Here is a 19,308-nt window from a genome sequence, read left to right on the forward strand (position 1 = left end):
CGTCGGGGCCGCTAAGCCAGCAGCAGCGGCATGTCCCAGTCGGCCGGTGTGCCGCCCACCGCGTACGAGTCCAGGGCGAGCGCTACACCGGCGGCTCCGTCGAGGTAGCCGGAGACATCGGAGCCGAACGGCACCTTCGTCATCGTGAAACGCAGTCCGAAAGGCAGCGCCGGATCGAAGGCGGAGACGAGTTCGGCGGCGATGTCGTCGCGCAGTTCGGCCAGCCGGGGGTCCCGCCACGGTTCGTCGAGCCGGCCGAGCTGGTGCAGGGCACCGGCCCAACCGTGGCACAGCGCATGGTCGTCGATGCCCCAGGCCGACCGGGGAAGGACGAGCAGCCGGTCGATCGAGGCGCGGGCGAGGTCCGTGAGATCCGTACGGCCGAGCGCCCGTCCGGCCAGCTGCAGGGCACGGGAGACCCCCGGAGCCCCGTAGCACCAGGCCGGCCACTTGGCGCTTCCGTCATAGGCGGCAGGACCCCGCTGCCACTGGGCGAAGGAGAGGTAGCCGGGCCAGTACAGGCCGTACCGGTCGGCCACCGCCCAGGTCCGCAGCAGCTCCGCCGTCGCCTCCATCGCCTCCTGCTGCCCCGGCACCCGGAAACCTTCCTCCCAGGCCAGGGCCAGCAGGGCGAGCGGCCCGGCGACGCCGTGCGAGAGGCCCAGGTTGAGGTGGCCGCCGGGGAACGCCGCCTCGGAGCCGACCCGGGGCGCGTCCAGGGCCCACCACCGCGGCACGTGCGCGCCGCGGTGCTCCACGGTGCCGAGCGACAGCCGGACGAGGTAGTCGAGCACCGCCGTCAGCGGCGCCTCACAGCACTCCGCCCGGGCCAGCAGATAGCGGCCGACCCCGGTCAGACCGCGGACCACCTCATAGTGTCCGATCGTCGGCAGCGGCCGGTCCTCGACGGGCGGCAGTACGGCCCCCACGAGATCGCGCTGGTAGGTGTCGAAGCGCTGGAGCGCGGAGACGTAGCCTCCGGTGGTGCGGTGGGCGACCAGCACGGCGAACGCCAGGGCCCCCGGCCCCTTGAAGATCCCGCCCGCGGTGCCGGGACGGCTGGAGACGGCCCGGGTACCCGTCGTGAGGTACGCATGGGCGCGCGGCACCTGCCGTGCCGCGTCCCGGGCGGCTCCCGCGAACGCGAGCGCGAGCCCCGGGCTGCCGCTGCCGAGGGTGAGCTCGGCCCAGATCGGCTCGGCCACCCCGTCGTCCGCGGCGTGGGCGGGGATGCGGGTGGCCGCCATCGTGGCGGCGGGATCGGCGAGCCGGTCCAGGATCTCGGCGGAGACGGCGGCGGCACGTTCCCTGAGGTCATGGGTGGACCGGGGCTCCCGCAGGTCCTGGGTGGACCGGTCGATCGGGTGTCGCCGCGTCCCGCCGTCGGTGGTCCCGTCGGCCGTTTCCTCCCGTGCCCCGTTCACCGTGTCCTCCCGTGTCCCGCCACCGGTGCTCCCCTTCATCGGCCCCTCCCGCTCTCGAGCCGCCGGCGGCCGGCATGGGTGCGCACCGCGCCCCGCAGAACCGCGTACCCGCGAGCCTCGGCCGCCCGGTCGATGCCGAACACACGGTTGTGCCGCATGTGCAGCAGTGACAGCAGGGCCTCGTCGCGGTCCGCCTCCGGAGCGGACAGGATCTGCTGCCCGTACGCGCGCGGGTGGGGCGACTCGGACCACAATGCGCCGAAGGACGGCGTCCCGAGTGCCTCCGCAGCCGACGACACCGTGCTCCCCGGCCTGATCAGGCGGTCGGTGACGGCGCGGTGCCGCTGGTAGACCTCGTGCTCCGCGGTCTTCGTGAACATCCGGTCGACCCAGCCGCACCAGTCCCAGTCCCCTAGGGACTCCAGGAGAACCGCGTGGCCGAGCCCGGCGAGCACGGCGTCGGGGAGCGCCCGCGCGGTGCCCCGTAGCGCGCGCACCTGCACGAGCGCCGACAGGCTGTCCGTGCAGAAGAGACGCTCGGCCGCCGCTTGCAGGGCCTCACCCCCGTACCGGTCGCTCTCGGGCCGGTACGTGTCGAGGGTCAGCGTGCGCAGGGCCCCGCTCTCGACGAGGGCCCGTGACACACGGCTGATCGCGGGCAGCACCCGTCCGTACAGCGCCCCGGGATCGCCGTGGAAACGCAGCCGCAGGTGCGGCTCGGGATCCTGGTAGCGCAGGAAGAACCAGCGGTCGACCTCATCCTCGACCTCGGCGAGTACGGCAGGAAGATGGTCGGCGAGCAGGGCTTCCTGGGCCGACGGCTCCGCGTACCACTTGGCGAACAGCCAGTCCTCACCCGGAAGATGGACACGGGTGGGGGCGACCCGCGGGGCGGTCCGCGCCGGCTCGGCACTCTCCCGCACGGTAGGCGTGGAGGACCGCCGCGCCCCCGCGAGGGGGACCACGATCTCCGTGCTGTGCCCGCCGTTCCAGCCGAGCCCCGCACCGTCGGCCGTCAGATCCTCGTAGAGGACGAACTGGGGTTGCGCGGCGGTCAGTTCGGCGCGCAGCAGGCTCCGGTCCCAGCACTCGCGCAGATCGACGGGGTACATCTGGTCGTTGCGGGCGATCTGCAGCCGGTCCGGCACGGCAAGGCGCCGTCGCCACGCGTCGAGGCCCCGCTCCCACGCCTCGGCGTCCCGCGACCGGGCCGCGTCGCGCAGTCGGCGGCCCGGCAGCCAGCGCTTGGGCATCGCCACCACCCGCCCGTAGCGGATGCGCGGCAGATACGGCAGGGCGTCATGCCCTGCCCAGTCCCAGCCCGACCACACCCGCGGCCGCGCCGTCGCGATATCCATGAGGAACCGCGCCACCGGCGGAGCCTGTGTGTCCAGGGCCAGCATGTGCGGCAGCACCGGACGGACCGGACGGCCGCTCTGCGGGCACAGCAGCCGCAGTCCGTCCGAGCCGGCGGCGACGACCAGCGAGCGCCAGTCCAGACAGCGCGGGTCGTCCCGGTCGTCGGCGACGCCGACGGGGATGCGGTACGGCAGCAGCCGGGGCACCTGGACGATGTTGAGACCGCGCGGCTCGTGCGGCATCAACTCGACCTGGGCCGCGATCACCCCCTCGTCGGGGTCGGCCGTGTCGGCGGCCAGCCGCGCCAGTTCGTCGGTGAGGCCCGTCAACGCCGCGAAGCGGCCCGCGGTGGCGCCCGCCGTCCAGGCCCCGATGTGCGGGCTGCCGAGCAGGCGAAAGTCGCCGCGGTCCAGTGCGGCCGTGCTCTCGGAGAGCACCTGGAAGCAGAGTTCGAGGCTGCGCGGCGGCGTGGCGGCGGGATCGTGCCCGGCGACTTCGGCGAGGCGCCGCACGACGTCGTCGGTGAGCACCAGGTCACCGCCGGACAGGACGGCCTCCTGGAGCAGTTCGCCGATCAGGGCGCGCCGGGGACCGTCCGCCGCGTCGCCGGGGCCGCTGCGTGCGTACGCGGGCTCCGCACCGTACTCGGGGGGCAGACCCAGTCCGCGGTGCGGGTCGACCAGCTCGCCCAAGGGTACGGCGCAGGCGGTGCCGTAGCGCTCGATGAAGCGCTCGCGGTAGTCCCGCATGTACGCCAGCGTCGTCCACTCCGGAGTGATCGCCCAGATCGCGGCCGCGTACCCGCACACCTCCCGGCCGACCGCCTCCGGGACGACGAACTCGCCGGGTATGTGCAGGTCCACGTGCAGGGGCGGCCGGGCGTGCGCGTCGTCCCGCGTGCCGGGTACGTCGAGGCGGCGGACCTCGTCCAGGAGCTGCTGCCAGGAGTCGCCGCCCAGCCCCGGAGGGTCCTCCTGATGCCGTGCACACGCCGCGCGCACATCCCGCAGCGCCTGCGCGTCGCCGGGAAGCGCCGTCTCCAGGACCGCCTCGATGCCGTCGAGCAGGGCGGCGTCGATGCGGTGCGGGGTGATCGAGGTGAGCAGGAAGCCGTGTTGCAGGAGACCGGCCAGTTGACGGTCGAGCCGTTCGGCGTCCAGCGCCGGGAAGCGTTCCATGAGCGAGACCAGCAGATCGGCGTACGGCACCGGGGTCCGTGCTCCCTCGCGCACGGCGCCGACCAGTGCGTTGTCGCGCACGGACTGCTCCTGCCCGCCGGTGCGCAGGTACAGCCGTCCGTCCCGCAGGAAGCACAGGTCGTTGAGGACGACGTCCACGCGCCGGCGGACGGAGGGCTCGGCGAGCCAGGCCCGTACCCGGCGGCGCAGCCATGCCCCGTCGAGCCGGACCGCTACCTCGCCGGTACCCCGCTCCGCCTTGGCCGCGGAACCGAATCGTGCGGTACCGACACCCGCGAACAGGCCGAACGGCGTGGGGCGCGCCCCGGCACGGCGGGCGTACCGCGTCAGGGTCCGCGCGGCACTCAGGGTCCGCTTGCGGCCCAGTGCGGCGGCGCCCTCGTCACTGGTCAGACCGGCCAGGTTGTGGGCCAGCGAGCCGCTGGCGACCCGGACCGCCTGGCCGAGCAGGGGATCGGAGGCGAGCTGCCGCGCCCCCGACACCGGATCGGCGGCGTCGATCGTGGCCGCAGCCGTGCCACGCGGCCGACTCGCCATGCGGACGAGCACGGGTTCCCGTACCTCGAATACTGCGGATGCTCGGTGGACTTCGGACTCCGCCGCCACGTGTGTGCTCCTCGCCGTCGTACGGAAGAGCGGGGCGGATCCGGGACCGCCCCGCTCGGAAGAGCCCCGAGGGGGCCTCAGTCCGTCAGCAACAGACGGGGCAGCGCGTGCCGATCGCGTAGCTGCTCGGCGAGGTGAAGGTGCCCTGGCCGAACGACTCGGCCTGCTCCGGGAGGTCGGAGACGCGCAGGTCCAGGTCGAGGTCGAGCTCGGGGGCTTCGTTGGACAGGATGATCTCGGTACGCATGCTTCTCCCTTGGGTGGTGGGGTGCACGGACTCGAACGTCCGGGGCTCCGGTCGAGGCCCGGACATGCGCAACCATTGCTCACGCCACTGACAGTCGGTAGACGTAATCGAGCCATTGATCAAGGGGCGGGCCGTTGCCCGGGCGGGGTGCGGAACGGGCTCTCTCGTATGTGAAAACCGGAGGCACCGTGTGAAACACCCGGGTGCCGCGCGCTTCGGCCCAGGTCGGGGAGGGTGGTCAGCCCGTCACCGGTGCCCGTGCATCACCTGACCGGTCCATGCCGAGCCCGTGGAGGACACGAGCGTGACAGGGACGCTGCGGGGACCGCTTGCCCTGCGCTCGTGGCCGGATCCGTTCTGCCGTCGACCCGGTGCGATGGGCCGAGGGTGCCCGCGTGCGTCGAGCAGGAACACCGATTCACAGGTCACCGGTGCGTCGGCCGAACTGGTGAAAGCGCCACGCTCAAGGTCTACGAGGGTGCCCCGCACGGCCTGATGGGGGCCTTCAGGGAGCAGTTCGAGGCCGATCTGCTCGCCTTCCTGGCCGACTGACCGGCCGCTCCTCCGCTCGCCCTCCCGGCCGACCGGCCACCGCTCCGCCTGCTCGACCGACGTGCCCTTCCACGTCGCCGACGGCGGTCCGGGGGCGGGGTGTCACGGACACCCCGCCCCCGGGGCCCGTCCCACCTCCCGAAGGAGCCCTCATGCGCGCCCCCTCCGCGAAGCGGCTGCTGATCGGTCGGCGTGGCCCTCAACTCCGCCCCCTCCGAGGGCGTGACCATGCTCCCGTTCTCGCAGCTCAAGGCCGCCTTCCCGGTCCTGAGGAACCCCGCGAACCGGCACAAGGCCGTCGGCTGCACCTACGACCAGTGGCGCTACGCCTTCACCAACACCTTCCCCGAGGACCAGGCCCGCGCCCTCTACGAGCGCTACCGTGTCCCGCCTCCGGCCACGTCTTCTGGGACAGCGCCCTCACCAACGTCCACCCCGGCCACGGCGACACCCACGTGAACCAACACAACGCCGACCGAGCACCCCTGCTGTTCGTCGCAGGTGAGAACGACCACCTCATGCCGCCGAAGATCCAGCGGTCCAACGCCAAGCACCACACGGCGCCCGGCACCGTCACCGACTACGTCGAACTCCCCGGCCGGTCCCACCTCATGCCCGCCCAGCAGGGTTGGGAGGAGGTAGCCGCCCACGCCCTGGAGTGGGCCCTCGACCACACCGCCTGACGCCGGGGGAGGGGGCCCGGGGCCCTCAGCCGGACATCGCCACCGGGACGGTCCTGAAGATCGGGTCGAGTCGAGGAGAGCCTTCACTCCTCGGGACTGCGCAGGCCCACGCAGTCGAAGGCCCAGAAAATGTCGGAGTAGACGAACGAGCCCGTCATCCACGGCTCGTACGCGGACAACCGGGCGACCTGGAACGCGGCTTCGGGGATACGCAGCGACGGTGATCGGAAACCCACCGCGCCGGCGCCCTCGAAGCCGCGCGTGCCGTAGTACCCCGGTGAACCCTCCAGGAACACCAACGGCACGCCCGCACGATCGGCCGACTCAAGGGCATGCGCGACGAGCCGCGTCCCGATGCCCTGCCCCTGGAACTCCGGGACCACGCCCAGCGGTGACAGCGTCAGGACGTCCACGATCCGGCGCGGAGCGTCCAACCGGGCGGCGCTCAGCAGGACATGCCCGACCACCCGGCCGTCGACGACGGCGACGAAGGACAGGGGTGCCAAGGCAGCCTCCGCCACGCGGAGTGCGCCCACGAGCCCGGGAATCCGCTCGTCGCCACCGAAGGCGCGTGCCTGGACCTCACGCACATCGCGGTGATCGTCAGCGGTCTCTCGGCGGATCACCAACCCGGGAGCGACGGGAGCGACGGGAGCGATCCGAGGGCCCGCGGGCGCATCGTGTGACGTCATGGCCGCGAGGGTAGATCGCAGGGCCACTCGCGCGCGAGCCCATTTCGGTGGGGGTGTGCACGAAGGCGGTACTGCTCGCTCCGGCTCGTGGCCGAAGGACTCGGCCGACTTCGGGCAACCAATACGGTGGCCACGCCTCGATAGTCTGCTCACCGTGATCAAGTCATACGCGAGATCGAGTGATGCCGCAGTCGCGACAGCGGGGGCCCGGGCGGGTGCGGACGTGGTCCGCACCCTGTACGGGTGGCAACTCGACCGCATCGACAAGGGTGCGGGGGACTTCGCCACCGCCGCCGACGTGGAGGCCGAGAAGGCGATCCTCGGCGTCATCCGTGCGGCACGGCCCGGTGACGCGGTGCTCGGCGAGGAGGGCGGACAGCAGGGCGCCGCCGACGCCGGACGACAGTGGTTGGTCGACCCTCTGTGCGGCACGCTGAACTACGCCGTCGGCAACATGCTGGTGGCCGTCAACGTGGCGCTGCGCGACGGGGCTGCGGCCGTGGCCGATCCGTTCAGCGGCGAGGTGTTCTTCACCGACGGGGAGAGCGCCTGGGTGAGGCATGACGGGGCCGACGACGCGCCGCTGACGCCCACATCCGCCTCCCGACTGGTGGACGTCAACCTGGATCCGCCGTTCCCGAGCGCGCCGGGATTCCGGGCCGCTGATCTGCTGGCCCACCCCGGGTTCGTCGAAGGCTTCCGCCCGCGCGTCGTGTCCACGACGCTGGCGTTGGCCTGGGTGGCCGCCGGCAGGCGCGCCGCGTATGTCACCGATGGCGACGAGCTGTTCGGGAGCGTGCACTTCGCGGCCGGTATCGCCGTGTGCCGTGCTGCCGGCTGTGTCGTCACGGGTATCGACGGTGCCCCGATGGGTGAAGGAGTCCGTGGACTCGTGGTGGCCGCCGACGACGAGACCCATGAGCGGTTGATGTCGATGACGCGCAGCCGGAGATAGTGCTGTGACCGTTCAGGGACGAGGCGGGAAGCCGGCGATCTCCTCCGTTACGGCCTCGGGAACCATCGACGGCATGGGGCAGTGCGGTCGCGAGCCGGTCGAGAGCCGCCGGCATCGGCTGCCAGGTGTCCGCACCCCGCATGAGCAGCGTCGGGACGGTGACGGTGGACCAGCGCTCCAGTCCAGCGAGTCGGCGGCCATCGATGCGAGGTCGCCGTGCCAGCCGGGCGCTTCGTCGGCTCACTTCAGCGGCTCCTTCCCGGCTGCCTACGGCGTCGTCCCTCGTGGACGGCGTACGTTGCGCAGCGCTCAGAACCCGGTGGGCGGGCAGTTCCTCTCCACCGGCCCGCCTGCGCAGTCGACCGCGACCGGGTCCGGCCGGGGGGACACCCCGTGAGGGACGGCGGACTACGGGCTCCCTGAGTCCCGGCCGCCGATCCAGCGGTGGTAGGCGTCCGCGTCGACGTTGCTGCCGCACACGATGGTGACGACGTGTCGGCCGGCGAAGCGTTGGCGGTCCTCGAGGAGCGCCGCGATGCCGAGGGCGGCCGACGGCTCGACGACGAGTCCGGCGTGTAACAGGAGCATGCGCATGCCGGCGATGATCGACGCCTCCCGGACCAGGACGGCGTCGTCGGCGACCAGGAGGAGATCGTCGAGGACGGCCGGGATGGGTCGTCGGCCGGCGACGCCGTCGGCGATGGTGTCGGTCGTGTCCGTGGTGACGACACGTCGCCGGTGCCACGAGTGGGTCAGTGCCGGTGCTCCCCGTGGCTGGACGCAGATCACCTCGACCTCGGGTGCCAGTGCCTTCAGCACGTGGCCCACGCCGGTGGCCAGCGCCCCACCACCCAGAGCGATCAGGACGGCGTCGACCGACGGCGCGGCCTCCACCAGTTCCAGGCCGATGGTGGCCGCGCCCTCGCAGGTCTCGATGTCCAGGCTGTCCTCGACCAGGCGGATGCCCTCGGACCGTGCGAAGGTCGCCGCGCGGTCGCGGGCCGTCTCGTGGTCGCCGTCCACCAGTTCCAGTACGGCGCCCAGGGCGCGGATGCGATCGAGCTTGGCGCGGGTCGCGAAGCGGGAGGCCACGACGGTGACGTCGAGTCCCCGGCGGCGCCCTGACCAGGACAGCGCCTGGCCGAGGTTGCCCGCGCTCGCGCACACCACGGCACGCGGGCCGCTGTCGGCGAGCAGGCTCGCGACGACCTCGGTGCCGCGCCCCTTGAAGCTGCGGACCGGGTTCGCCGTTTCGAGCTTGATGCTCACCCTGCACCCGAGGTCGGGCTCCAGGGCCTCGCAGCGGTACAGCGGAGTGTCGAGGAAGACCGGGTCGATCGTCCGGCGGGCCGCCCGGATCCGGGCCGTGTCGAGACGCGTCTCCTGCACGACACGGCAGCGTAGCGGACCGGCGACCCCCCTCCTCGCGTCCGGACGTTCAGGTGCCTGTCGGGGAGGAGTACGGCTCAGGCGCCGTACACCCGGAGGTCGGCGACCTGCCCGGCCGGCCAGCCGGTGTTGGCGGTGAACACGAGCCGCACGTGACGGGCGGTGGCCCCGGCGGGCAGGGACAGCGTGGCGGTGTTTCCGCGGGACGGGTCGAAGGTGAGGGCCGTGGCACCCCGCAGAGAGCTGAAGGAGACACCGTCGGTACTGCCCTGGACGGCGACGGTCTGGGTGCGGGCGGCCCAGGCGGGGGACGGCGGGACGGTGAGGACGACACGGCCGACTCCGGTGGCGGCGCCCAGGTCGACCTGGAGCCACTGGGGGAAGGCGTGATTGGCGCTCTCCCAGTAGGTGTGCGGGTCGCCGTCCACGGCATGCGCCGAGCCGTAGGCCTGGGTGTGACTGCTCGCCGTGGTAGGCCGATGCCGTGCCAGGTCGGTGTTCGGTGAGTCACCGGCGGTGGTCGCGGTGACCCGGCCGGACGGCTCGGAGGCGAGACCGGCCGCGTCGAGTGCCTGCGCGTCGAAGGTGTAGGACGTCGAGGCGGTGAGCCCGGTCACCGTGAGGGTGGTGGCGTTCGCGCCGGCGGCGGCGACGGGGGTGGCGGTGTCGCCGGTGATCCGGCGGATGCGGTAGCCCGTCACGCCGACGTTGTCACCGGCGGCGATCCAGGCCAGGGTGACGGTCGTACCGGTCACGGCCGTGACCCGCAGGTTGCCGGGGGCGGTCGGGGGGAGGGTGTCGCCGCCCCCGACGACGGTGGTCGGGGTCGGCCGGACGGCGGTGAGGGGGATCTGGCCCTTGAGCATCCTGCCGCCGTCGCCGGTCAGGCGCAGGTAGTAGTCGGAGGAGCACGGGGTGCCGTCCTCGTCGAGGGCGAGGAGTCCGGATCCCGTCGGCACCCAGGCCTGGGACTCGGCGGTCTTGGCGATCTGGTTGCCCTCGTTGTACTCGTCGAACATCGAGATGTACACGCTCGGCACCCCCGCCCGCCCCATGTTGTAGAACTGCCGCCACATGAAGTCGCCGTGGGCGCGCTGCCGCTCCGTCACCCCGCCGGGCAGGACGCACGGCTGGTAGTCGATGCCGTGTGCCGTGCACTCGGCGAGGTCGGGGACGGTCGCGACGTTGTAGAAGTTGTCGGCGTCCGCGACGCTGCCGATGCGGCCCACCATCCACGGGGAGAGCATGTCGAAGGCGTGGTAGACCCCGGCGAAACCCGGCCGTGAGTCCCGGTCGCCCGTCCGCCACCAGGTGGGCACCCCGCCGATCACGTAACACCCCTGGGCCTTGAACCAGTTCACCACGTCCAGACACGGCTCCGGGGCGAATGGCCGCTGGTTGTCGTTGAACCCGAAGCCCCAGACGCACACCACCGGCTTCCCGTTCTGCCGGGCGTAGGCGGAGGAGGACGTGTGGGCGCGCATCTTGCCCGTCCAGTCGGCCTTGATGTCCGTCTGCATGGTCGTCCAGTCGGAGACGTCGTACATCACGTAGAACTTGACGCCGTGGGCCTCGGCCGCGTCGCGCACCTTGACCGCCATCGCGTCGCGGGTGGGGCCCTCGCCGCCGGTCGGGTTGAACCGCTGGAGGGCGGCGGTGTCGATGCCGTACTGCTTCATCCAGCGGAAGTGCACGTCGACGGTCGACTGGTCGTAGGAGGAGAACAGCGAGGCGGGCTGCCCGTTGCCGAGGGCGTTGAAGGCGGTGCGGTAGGTGGCCGGGTAGTCGCGGACGTCGGGCCAGGCGACGATGGCCTTGTTGGTGGCGGACGGTGCCTGGCTCCAGTGGTGCGACCAGTGCCACCAGCCGTTGATCGGAGCGCCGTCGCCGGCACAGGCGAACCAGCCCTGGTAGCCGACGGTCACCTTGCCGACCACGTCACCGGCCGGACTCGCCGCGGCGGGCCCGGCGACCGCCGGCCGGGTTAGCCCGACGGCCCCGGCGACCCCCGCCGCGGTCGCGGCCTGCAGCATCGCACGACGCGTGACAGCCATCTGATCTCCTCTGATCGGTCGCCGACGACGCAGCTGATCGGTCAGCCCATCGGTCATGTCAGCGATGACGGGGATGCTGCCGCCGAGCGTATTGACGTGAGCATGTAACCGCAAGGGTCAGTCATGCATCCGCAAAAAGACAAAGAAGCCACGCAATAATCATGGCTTCCGGCCTGGGGCGGGTCGGGCGCGTGGACGCGCTCGGCCCGTCACCTGGAGGTGGACGAAAAGGTCAGCGCTCTCCGGCGTGGTCCTGTGAGGCCTGGAGACCGGTGTTGTGCTCGTGGATCGGCCGCGGTGCCTCGTCCCGGTCCCGCCGGTCCAGCGCGCCGACCAGGTCGCGGTGGAGATCGTGCCGATGCGCGATGTACTCGCCCAGGGGCTGCTCGCTCGCGGGCAGCACCGTCAGCGTGTGGCTCTCGATCAGGCCGAGCAGATGGCTGCACAGCGAGCTGAGCAGTGCGTTCGGGCTGATCGCGGCGATGACGGCGTGCAGGCGCCAGTCGGCGTGGACGAAGGCCACGGGACCGGCGGCGCCCACGGTGTGCTCCATGACGGTGATGTGGCGGCGCAGTCCCGCGATGTCGGCGGGTGAGGCGTGCCAGAGGGCGTCCTCGATCAGGAGGGGGTCGAGGGCGTCGCGGATGCGGACGGTGTCGGCGACGTCGTTGGCCTGGGCGTCCAGCGCGGGAACGGAGTTGCCCAGGCGCACCATCGGGGACTGCTCGGCTGAACAGGCCGCCGCCCGGCCCGGGCCTCACGATGACCAGGCCGCGGGCCTGCAGGAGCCGCAGTGCTTCGTTGAGAATGTGGCGCGATTGTCGCCGTTGACCGTGCGGTCGGAGCCGTGTCACCTTCGGGCGTCGAAGGCTTTCCAGGGGAGGGACACACGGTGACGACAGGTAGCGGAAACAGCAGACGTCATGGCGCCAGGATCGCTGTCGCGGTCGCGGCTGTCCTGGTGGCGACGGCCGTGGCGGGACCGGCCGCGGCAGCCGCGGGCAGTGCGCCGGCCGGGGCACCGCTGAGCGCGCAGGCGACGGTGACGAGCGACCCGACGCCTGAGGAGCAGGAGCAGCTACGGGCCGTCGCGGGTGCCATCTGGACGCCCCAGCTGGCTGCTGGTTGGAACATGAACGCGGAGGTGGCCGGCGTGTTGTCCACCGCCACCGGCGAGATCCTCGAGTGCAGCGAGGCTTTCGCCCTCGTGCCGCGCCCGGCCGGCTTCGTGCCTGGACTCGGGTATCTGGTCAACTACTGGAAGAACCTGCGCGACTACTTCCTGGCCGTGAAGAGTGACCGGACCTACCGTGCGTGCGTGGTCACCGCCGCGGCCAATTACCGCTCAGCCATTGAAATGGCTTCCATGGGCATCTGACCCGCCCGGTCGGCACTCGCTGAAGGCCGGGCATCCAGCTCTCGAACACGCGCAGTAGGTTCCTCGTCACGGCCCGAGTCCGGCGGTTCGGCCGACGCACACCACACGGCACGGAAGCCGGACGCCGCGGAGCAGACTGCGGCGCTTCGCTTTCCCGACCCTGCTCGACGCTGCGATGCGTCGGGCAGGGATGGACGCGGCGGTCGTGCGGAGATCATTGAGCAGGATCAGCTCGGTGAGAGCCCGCGTGGCGGGTCAGTCGCGGGCCGGCCGGGGTTCCGGGTGGCCTCGGACCGGTTCAGCAGCCTTTTCGTGAACGAATTTTCGAGGAGGTGTGTGAACGTCGTGTCGCCGGGCACAAGGGCTATCGCACGAAGGTCCTGGCATTCGGAGCCGGCCGGGACCCCACACCTCAGGCCGCACTCGAACCGTTGTGAAGCTTGTACGCACACGCGTCAGAGTCGGAAATGACGATGGAGCTTTGAAATGATCATTCTTGGCCTTATTCTGCTGATCATCGGCCTGCTTGTCGGCATGGGACTGCTGACGACGATCGGTGGCATCCTCATTCTGGTGGGTGCCATCCTGTGGATCCTGGGTGCGACCGGTCGCGCGGTCGGTGGACGCAAGCACTTCTTCTAGAGTCGGGGCGCCTCACCGACTCGCCGCGACGAGTGACCGTCCAGAGCTCCCTCCGCGCCGGAGACTCGACTCGACACCGCGAGGAGCTTCTGGACCACTCGAGGCCGGGGACGAAGTGAGAGTTCGTCCACAGAGACAGATGGGAACGGCGTGGGCGCGGGCCCACGCCGCCCCTGTTTTGTCAGCCAGAGTGTGCCGTGCCCCGGGTCCTGCCCGTTGTCACGCGGCGCATGACCTGGCTGCGGACGGAGGTACCCGAGACTGCTCGTACCGCCCCGAGCCGCCCCCCTCGACCTCACCGTCCAGCTGGGGCTCCTGCTGCGGCCCCGAGGCCAGGCCGCCCGTGCCTCACGTTGTCCCTGGGCGCTTCGCCGACGACGCCGGCCACCCAGGCGGAGATCAGCCTGCGCCCGGTCCTGGTGTCACCGGCTGCGGGAAGGTGAACAGCTGTTGCGGCTCGCAGGCGGCCTTCACCTGCTGCGGCCCTCCTGCACGCACCCCGCCGCACCGCTGAGGACCACGTCGTCGTACGCCACGTCGATGCCCTGGGGTACGTCGTGTTCGGCACGGCGCACTGGTCGCACTACTGCGGCCGCTACAACGGGCCGGGACAGCGATGGGACAGCCCGCGCGGGGCCACGGTCACCCTCCACCCGCACCGCACGCTCCTCGCCTGACGGACCCCCGTGCCGTCGAGCGTCACCCCGCGATCGGCCGAGGAGGCCGCGACCGTCGGCCGGGACAGCCGCGACCGTCACGCGGGCCAAGAGTCCGCAGGACGGACGGCGGGGAGTCCCACCAGACGTTCATCGTGTGCAGCTACGGTCCGGCGGGCGACATCATCGGCCGGTCCCGGCGAACGTGGGAGAACCCGTCGGCGGCTGAGCGCCAACCGCTTGGAGAGCCCGCGCCGCCGCTCGGCCGGCATCCGGAGTCCGGCCGGCGTACGCGCGCCCTCGACTAGGTCAGAAGGGGCACAGAGGCAGCCGGCCGGGCGTGGGGTGTGGCGTGGGCTCCGTCGATCTGCGAAGCATGGGCATCGCCCTGCCGACTCGGCGGACGTGGAACGGCGAGCCCGGGGTACTCCATCCGCTCGGCCTTTCAATGAGGAGAGTGCCCCATGACGTTCAATCCGTTGGAGCAGCGGGGTATCCCGCTGGACCGCCAGCTGCGCAACTGGCGTGAGCTGAACGTGGACCCGATCGACCCGGACCACTGCGACCCGTACACCCGGTGCCGGATCATCACGATGAACGGCATCGAGGTGGAGGCGATCCTCTTCAGCCACCAGATCGCCCGGAACACGGTCGACCCGGAGGTCAAGCGGCAGCTGGCGCGGGTGCGCTACATCGAGGCGCAGCAGCAGAAGGTCGTGAACTGGCTGCTCCCCGGAGTCTCCTCGGTGCTGGAGACGACCATCGCCTACGAGCAGGTCGCCGTGGACCTGACGGCGTGGGTGGCACGGATGGAGCCGGACCCGTACCTGAAGCAGGCGTACCAGTTCGGGGTGCTGGAGGACTTCGACCACCTGTACCGGTACGCGAACCTGTACGAGATGATCGAGCACCGCAAGGCGGAGTCGATCGTCGACGGCCTGACCGAGGTCATGCCCGGCCGGCCCACCAGGTACCACCACCGCGATCCGGTCGACAACGTCCGCGACCCGTACGCCAAGGACCAGACGAACCCGCTGTCCAAGCTGCACGCCCTGACGATCATGTCGGCGGAGCAGCAGACCATGAACTTCTACATGAACACCGGCCCCACCTACATGGAGCCGATCGCCCGCCAGCTCTACCAGGAGATCGGGCTGATCGAGGAGGAGCACGTCACCCACTACGAGTCGCTCGTGGACCCGGGTGAGACGTGGTGGGAGCAGCTGGTCAACCACGAGTACAACGAGTGCTACCTGTACTACTCCTTCATGGAGCAGGAGAGCGACCCCAGGGTCAAGGCGATCTGGGAGCTGCACCTGAACATGGAGCTGGAGCACCTGCACGCCGCCTGCGACCTGATGCGCCGCCACGACGGCCGCGACCCCGCCTCCGTGCTGGCCCCCGAGCTGCCCAATGTGCTCACCTTCGAGCCGAACAAGGGGTACCTGCGGGAGCTGCTCGACACCCAGATGGACCTCACGACCCTGGGCGCGGGCTACGTGCGTGAGGCGCACGAGCGGTTCGAGCAGATGCAGGAGCAGATCCACGGCGGCGAGGCACCCCCCAGCGACCGGGTGATCCACGAGCACCAGGAGATGTTCGGGCGCGAGTACCGCGTCCAGAGCGAAGGCGAGCACCCCGACCCCGCGCAGCGCGAGAAGTAGGGAGGCCGTCATGTCCGAGCTGAAGACCCCGCACGCCGGGGACGACCTCTCCAAGGACGACGACGTCGTCTCCCTGCTGATGCGCCAGCACGGCGACATCCGCAACCTCTTCGACGAGGTCGAGGCCACCAAGGGCGAGGAACGCCGCGACGCCTTCCACCGTCTGGTGCGGCTGCTGGCCGTGCACGAGACCGCCGAGGAGGAGGTCGTCCACCCCTTCGCCCGCAAGGGCTTCCCCGGCGGCGAGCAGGTGGTGAAGGACCGGCTCGCCGAGGAGAAGGCGGCCAAGGAGACCTTGTCCGCGCTGGACGAGATGGACACCGACGACCCGAAGTTCATGCCCCAGCTGCTCAAGCTGCGCAAGGACGTGCAGGAGCACGCGCGGGCCGAGGAACGCTACGAGTTCACCCACATCCGCCGCAGCACCGACGCCGCCGGCCTCGCCACCATGGCCAAGGCGATCAAGGCCGCCGAGGCGATGGCGCCGACCCGGCCCCATCCAGGTGTCGAGTCCGCGGCCAAGAACATGGCACTGGGGCCGGTCGCCGCCCTCATGGACCGCACCAAGGACACCGTCCGCAAGGCCATGGGCAAGGACTGACTTCACCGGTGGGGCCGGGCGATTCCTCCCGGCCCCACCGGTGGAGCGCCTGAATCCCTGCCTGGACCGGCCAGAGCGGGCCGGCGACCGCGATGGGCCCGTAAGAGAGCCGGCATCGGGACGCGGTGCCGTTTCACTTCGGCGGTCACGGAAACCCGGAGCCGGCCAGAGGGCCGCCGGCGGGATGGAGACGGCCCGCCCGGCGAGCCACACCCACCCGCTCAGCCAGGCACCCGCGACGTAAGACATGTGCAAGCAGAGGACCGACGGTTGTGTCCGCGCCGTCATCCGCTCCCAACCCCGAGGGGCCACGTGATCATCAGGCGCATCGCCCACCGTGTCGCCGACCGGGTGGCCCGGTGGCGCTCGGCACCGGCCCTGCACCCCCACGGCGTGCTGTGCACGGGAACGCTGACCGTGACCGGCCGTCGGGACACCCCTTGGGGCGTGCCCTGGCTGGACCGCCCCGGCTCCTACACGGCGACGGTGCGCTGGTCCCGTGCGCTCGGGCTGCCCCGGCCGCTGCCGGACGCCCTGGGCCTGGCCGTACGGGTCGAGGACGCTGACAGCCTGGGCAACGCGATCGACCTGCTGTTCACCTCCAGCCGCCGCGGCCGACTCGGCCGCCACCTGCCGCTGCCGCGCCCGAACGCCCTGCAGGGCCCGTACTCCACCTTGCTGCCCTACCGGGTGGGGGAGCGCGAACGAGTGCTGGCGGCCTTCCCGGTCCCGGAGGTGCACGGCGCCTCCGGAAACACCCTGCCGACGCTGTGGCAGGAACTCGCCCGCTGCCCGGTCCGCTTCGACCTGCGCGCGGCCGCCCCCGACGAGCCGTGGACCACTTTCGCGTCGCTGTCCCTGGAAGCCGCGCACGCCGCCCCGGCCACCAGCACCGTGTCCTACGACCCGTACGCCCGCAGCCTGCCCGGCCTGCGGCCCACCGGACGACTGCGCCGTCTGCGCGACGCCGCCTATGCCGGCTCACGCCGGGGACGGGCCACCGGCCGGCACCGGCCGGAGCAACCTGGCCCAGACCCGCACAGGCGGTGACCCCGCCTCCGCCCACGTGCGGGGCGTGGGCAAATGGGGCCCTTGGCGGTGTCCGGTTGACCCCCGATGCAGGGCGCGGCGGTCAGCCCCGGCGTGACGAGGATCAGCGGCAGGCCGGTCACCTGCTGGCGCCCGGCTTCCGCAAGCGTCCCGCAGTCATGGCGCGCCCGAGCGGATGAAGGGCGAGATCGCGTGAGGCACGGCGAGCCCGGCGTGGTCTTCCCGCGGGGTGTCGGCGCCGGACAGCGCGACGGGCCACAGCCGAGCAGCCGGCCGCCGCGGCCATGCCCGCGAGGAGCACGGTGGTACGACGGGCAGCCGGGGAGGCAACGGGGGAAAGGTCCCGCAGCCGGTCGAAAACGCTCAGCGGAACACCACTCAGCGCGTTGCCCGGGGGCCGGCGTGACACCGCAGGATGGGGACGAGTGGGTGCGGTGGCCCGTACCGCTTCCCAGGCGGCACCGATGCTCCGCAGTCTGCGGTCACTGAACGCGTCTTTGAGACAGGGGAGGAGCTCGTCCTCCTCGTCACGGATGTCCTGCGAGATCAGTACGAACGCCTCCTCGATCCACCCGGCACGGCGGGGATCGCCCGGCGTCCGCTCGACGCGGGCGATCAGCTCGTTGATCGCCTGGTGCTCCTGCTCGACCTGTTCGGTCAGCTCTTCGCCGGCGGGGTGGACGCGCCGCAGGATCGGCCACAGCACGGTCTCCTCGGCGAAGGCGTGGCTGAACACCAGCTGCACGATGTCCAGCCACAAGGCGTCACGCTCCGTGCCGGCCATACCCCCGGACCGGTAGCGGTCCATCATGGCGTCGAGTTCCGCGTGATCACGGCGCTGGCGGCACAGAATGCTCCTCCGGCCCCCGAGCAATGCGGCGTCCTGCCCGGCGATGGAGACCGTCATGGCTCCTCTCCCTCCTCGGTGCCCGGTGCCTGGCCGCTCTCACAGGCGGGCTCGTCGCCGGTGACCCGTTCCAGCGGATGAGACATCTCGTGACCTGGACTGTTCATCACGGGCTCCTTCCCACACACACGCCGAGTGCCCACCCACGCGGCTGCTCACCGCCTGAGGGCTCCTCGACCGGCGGACACCGCCGCGGCCGGTGACCAAGCTGCGACATGAGCCGAGGAAGCGTGAGGCCACACGAATCCTGGAGTCCGAGGTGCTCACAAGCATGGCCACTCACAGCATGTGGGCCGTCAGACTCCGATCAAGGAGTAGGTGCCCGTACCGTCCTGCCTGCCGCTGGAGTACTGGCGTATGAACTCGCCGTCCGCGTATTGGTCGTGGCCCATCATGGAACCGGTGTACTTGTTCCGCACGCCGATCTTCGCACTGCCGGGTACGTCGCGGTAGATGTAGAAGCGCTGGAGGTCGGCCCATTGCCGTGGAAGATGATCACCAGTAGGTTCTTGTCACCGAAAGACTGATGAGGTGGGGGCGCTGGAGTGTTCACGCTGCCGGAGATCGCCGGTGATCCGTCACTTCTGACCCGCCGGCTGATGCGGATCGACGGTTCGGATGTGATCTTCCGGCCCCTGACACACGCCGACCCGGAGCTTCTCGCGAGCTTCCTGGCGGGCCTGTCGCCCGAATCGAGGAGGCTGAGTACCTTCGACGGATACGACCTCGCAACCGCTCAGGAGTTGTGTGACGCGATCGCGCGCTACGACAAGCTCAGGCTGGTGCTGGAGGAAGCACTGGCCGGACGGATCGTCGGCCTCCTCGAGTTGAGTCTCGATCTCCACCCGCACGACATCGCGCGCTTTCTCGAGGCCGATATCCAACTTTCAGCGACCGACTGCCGCTTCGGCCCTACTCTGGCCGACGACTACCAGGGGAAAGGTGTGGGGACGCAGATCTTTCCTCTCATCGCTGACGTTGCACGAGGTTTCGGCAAGAGACGGATCATTCTGCTGGGTGGTGTTCTCGCCGACAACGCACGCGCCATACGCTACTACCAGAAGAACGGCTTCCAGGCGGTCGGCTCCTTCACCGGGACAAACGGTGTGCGGTCGCTCGACATGATCCTTGACCTCGATCTGTCGGCTGGGCAGTAACAGCCGGTTCTACTCAGGAAGAACGACAGCACACCATCTCGGGGGCCAGGATCGCTGTCTCCGACCTACCGGAACGGCCCGTCATAAGTCCGT

General features: G+C 71.0%; 18 protein-coding genes and 1 pseudogene. 10 read left to right on the forward strand and 9 right to left on the reverse strand.

Annotation, left to right across the window (positions count from 1 at the left end; genetic code table 11):
• Positions 1 to 11 precede the first annotated feature (11 nt).
• From ACZ6EG_RS29375 to lanA, 3 genes are all read right to left on the reverse strand, one after another.
• On the reverse strand, positions 12 to 1,463 hold the full coding sequence (locus tag ACZ6EG_RS29375; RefSeq protein ID WP_469609007.1) for a lanthionine synthetase C family protein: 1,452 nt from the start codon (positions 1,461 to 1,463) through the stop codon (positions 12 to 14).
• Positions 1,460 to 4,588: a lantibiotic dehydratase gene (locus tag ACZ6EG_RS29380; RefSeq protein WP_469609010.1), complete on the reverse strand. Its 3,129-nt coding sequence runs from the start codon at positions 4,586 to 4,588 to the stop codon at positions 1,460 to 1,462. Before ACZ6EG_RS29380 ends, ACZ6EG_RS29375 begins: the two co-directional genes overlap by 4 nt.
• A gap of 85 nt (positions 4,589 to 4,673) precedes the next feature.
• The gene (gene lanA, locus ACZ6EG_RS29385; protein WP_391971540.1) at positions 4,674 to 4,835 is read right to left on the reverse strand and encodes an SCO0268 family class II lanthipeptide; all 162 of its coding nucleotides are present in this window, start codon (positions 4,833 to 4,835) and stop codon (positions 4,674 to 4,676) included.
• Between the two features lie 450 nt (positions 4,836 to 5,285).
• Between lanA and ACZ6EG_RS29390 the strand changes: the two are divergent.
• The 3 genes and pseudogenes from ACZ6EG_RS29390 to ACZ6EG_RS29400 all read left to right on the forward strand — a co-directional run.
• Positions 5,286 to 5,387, forward strand: a pseudogene (locus ACZ6EG_RS29390) (alpha/beta fold hydrolase); the annotation flags it as partial.
• A 192-nt stretch (positions 5,388 to 5,579) separates the two neighbouring features.
• On the forward strand, positions 5,580 to 5,846 hold the full coding sequence (locus ACZ6EG_RS29395) for a hypothetical protein (protein ID WP_391971539.1): 267 nt from the start codon (positions 5,580 to 5,582) through the stop codon (positions 5,844 to 5,846).
• Positions 5,843 to 6,070 carry a hypothetical protein gene (locus ACZ6EG_RS29400; protein ID WP_469609014.1) on the forward strand — a complete coding sequence of 76 codons (228 nt, stop codon included), beginning with the start codon at positions 5,843 to 5,845 and terminating at the stop codon, positions 6,068 to 6,070. Before ACZ6EG_RS29395 ends, ACZ6EG_RS29400 begins: the two co-directional genes overlap by 4 nt.
• A gap of 83 nt (positions 6,071 to 6,153) precedes the next feature.
• On the opposite strand, the gene ACZ6EG_RS29405 is transcribed toward ACZ6EG_RS29400, so the two are convergent.
• Entirely contained in the window at positions 6,154 to 7,023 is an 870-nt protein-coding gene (locus ACZ6EG_RS29405; protein WP_469609017.1) for a GNAT family N-acetyltransferase, read from the reverse strand.
• On the opposite strand from ACZ6EG_RS29405, the gene ACZ6EG_RS29410 reads away from it, so the two are divergent.
• Complete coding sequence (locus ACZ6EG_RS29410; protein WP_391971536.1) at positions 6,917 to 7,717, forward strand: inositol monophosphatase family protein; 801 nt, start codon at positions 6,917 to 6,919, stop codon at positions 7,715 to 7,717. The two genes, ACZ6EG_RS29405 and ACZ6EG_RS29410, sit on opposite strands and share 107 nt — an antisense overlap.
• A gap of 408 nt (positions 7,718 to 8,125) precedes the next feature.
• Here the strand turns inward: ACZ6EG_RS29410 and ACZ6EG_RS29415 are convergent, their stop codons facing one another.
• The 3 genes from ACZ6EG_RS29415 to ACZ6EG_RS29425 form a co-directional block, all read right to left on the reverse strand.
• Entirely contained in the window at positions 8,126 to 9,106 is a 981-nt protein-coding gene (locus tag ACZ6EG_RS29415) for a threonine ammonia-lyase (RefSeq protein WP_469609020.1), read from the reverse strand.
• Positions 9,107 to 9,183: 77 nt separating this feature from the next.
• Positions 9,184 to 11,160, reverse strand: coding sequence for a glycoside hydrolase family 99 protein (locus tag ACZ6EG_RS29420; RefSeq protein WP_469609023.1), 1,977 nt, complete (start codon positions 11,158 to 11,160; stop codon positions 9,184 to 9,186).
• Between the two features lie 232 nt (positions 11,161 to 11,392).
• The gene (locus tag ACZ6EG_RS29425) at positions 11,393 to 11,875 is read right to left on the reverse strand and encodes an FCD domain-containing protein (protein WP_469609026.1); all 483 of its coding nucleotides are present in this window, start codon (positions 11,873 to 11,875) and stop codon (positions 11,393 to 11,395) included.
• Between the two features lie 177 nt (positions 11,876 to 12,052).
• Here ACZ6EG_RS29425 and ACZ6EG_RS29430 point away from each other — a divergent pair, with 177 nt between their 5' ends.
• From ACZ6EG_RS29430 to ACZ6EG_RS29450, 5 genes are all read left to right on the forward strand, one after another.
• The gene (locus ACZ6EG_RS29430) at positions 12,053 to 12,538 is read left to right on the forward strand and encodes a hypothetical protein (RefSeq protein WP_469609028.1); all 486 of its coding nucleotides are present in this window, start codon (positions 12,053 to 12,055) and stop codon (positions 12,536 to 12,538) included.
• 486 nt (positions 12,539 to 13,024) lie between these two features.
• Positions 13,025 to 13,180 carry a hypothetical protein gene (locus ACZ6EG_RS29435; protein ID WP_010059700.1) on the forward strand — a complete coding sequence of 52 codons (156 nt, stop codon included), beginning with the start codon at positions 13,025 to 13,027 and terminating at the stop codon, positions 13,178 to 13,180.
• Positions 13,181 to 14,300: 1,120 nt separating this feature from the next.
• Entirely contained in the window at positions 14,301 to 15,500 is a 1,200-nt protein-coding gene (locus ACZ6EG_RS29440) for a hypothetical protein (protein WP_469609031.1), read from the forward strand.
• Positions 15,501 to 15,510: 10 nt separating this feature from the next.
• Entirely contained in the window at positions 15,511 to 16,101 is a 591-nt protein-coding gene (locus ACZ6EG_RS29445; protein WP_391971530.1) for a hemerythrin domain-containing protein, read from the forward strand.
• A gap of 312 nt (positions 16,102 to 16,413) precedes the next feature.
• Positions 16,414 to 17,151 carry a phosphodiesterase gene (locus ACZ6EG_RS29450; protein ID WP_469609034.1) on the forward strand — a complete coding sequence of 246 codons (738 nt, stop codon included), beginning with the start codon at positions 16,414 to 16,416 and terminating at the stop codon, positions 17,149 to 17,151.
• 118 nt (positions 17,152 to 17,269) lie between these two features.
• On the opposite strand, the gene ACZ6EG_RS29455 is transcribed toward ACZ6EG_RS29450, so the two are convergent.
• Together ACZ6EG_RS29455 and ACZ6EG_RS29460 are read right to left on the reverse strand one after the other, a co-directional pair.
• The gene (locus tag ACZ6EG_RS29455) at positions 17,270 to 18,058 is read right to left on the reverse strand and encodes a hemerythrin domain-containing protein (RefSeq protein ID WP_469609037.1); all 789 of its coding nucleotides are present in this window, start codon (positions 18,056 to 18,058) and stop codon (positions 17,270 to 17,272) included.
• 296 nt (positions 18,059 to 18,354) lie between these two features.
• Complete coding sequence (locus tag ACZ6EG_RS29460; RefSeq protein ID WP_391971527.1) at positions 18,355 to 18,477, reverse strand: hypothetical protein; 123 nt, start codon at positions 18,475 to 18,477, stop codon at positions 18,355 to 18,357.
• 126 nt (positions 18,478 to 18,603) lie between these two features.
• On the opposite strand from ACZ6EG_RS29460, the gene ACZ6EG_RS29465 reads away from it, so the two are divergent.
• Positions 18,604 to 19,215 carry a GNAT family N-acetyltransferase gene (locus tag ACZ6EG_RS29465; RefSeq protein WP_469609039.1) on the forward strand — a complete coding sequence of 204 codons (612 nt, stop codon included), beginning with the start codon at positions 18,604 to 18,606 and terminating at the stop codon, positions 19,213 to 19,215.
• Positions 19,216 to 19,308 lie beyond the last annotated feature (93 nt).

It is taken from the genome of Streptomyces sp. NPDC041968 (genome assembly GCF_055589025.1).

Excerpts from the sequence above, each read along its gene's own strand:
- ACZ6EG_RS29405 (WP_469609017.1), bottom strand. The coding sequence starts at position 7,023 with ATGCGGTCGAGTTGCCACCCGTACAGGGTGCGGACCACGTCCGCACCC.
- ACZ6EG_RS29440 (WP_469609031.1), top strand. The coding sequence starts at position 14,301 with ATGACGTTCAATCCGTTGGAGCAGCGGGGTATCCCGCTGGACCGCCAG.
- ACZ6EG_RS29435 (WP_010059700.1), top strand. The coding sequence starts at position 13,025 with ATGATCATTCTTGGCCTTATTCTGCTGATCATCGGCCTGCTTGTCGGC.
- lanA (WP_391971540.1), bottom strand. The coding sequence starts at position 4,835 with ATGCGTACCGAGATCATCCTGTCCAACGAAGCCCCCGAGCTCGACCTC.
- ACZ6EG_RS29425 (WP_469609026.1), bottom strand. The coding sequence starts at position 11,875 with ATGGTGCGCCTGGGCAACTCCGTTCCCGCGCTGGACGCCCAGGCCAAC.
- ACZ6EG_RS29420 (WP_469609023.1), bottom strand. The coding sequence starts at position 11,160 with ATGGCTGTCACGCGTCGTGCGATGCTGCAGGCCGCGACCGCGGCGGGG.
- ACZ6EG_RS29445 (WP_391971530.1), top strand. The coding sequence starts at position 15,511 with ATGTCCGAGCTGAAGACCCCGCACGCCGGGGACGACCTCTCCAAGGAC.
- ACZ6EG_RS29375 (WP_469609007.1), bottom strand. The coding sequence starts at position 1,463 with ATGAAGGGGAGCACCGGTGGCGGGACACGGGAGGACACGGTGAACGGG.
- ACZ6EG_RS29455 (WP_469609037.1), bottom strand. The coding sequence starts at position 18,058 with ATGACGGTCTCCATCGCCGGGCAGGACGCCGCATTGCTCGGGGGCCGG.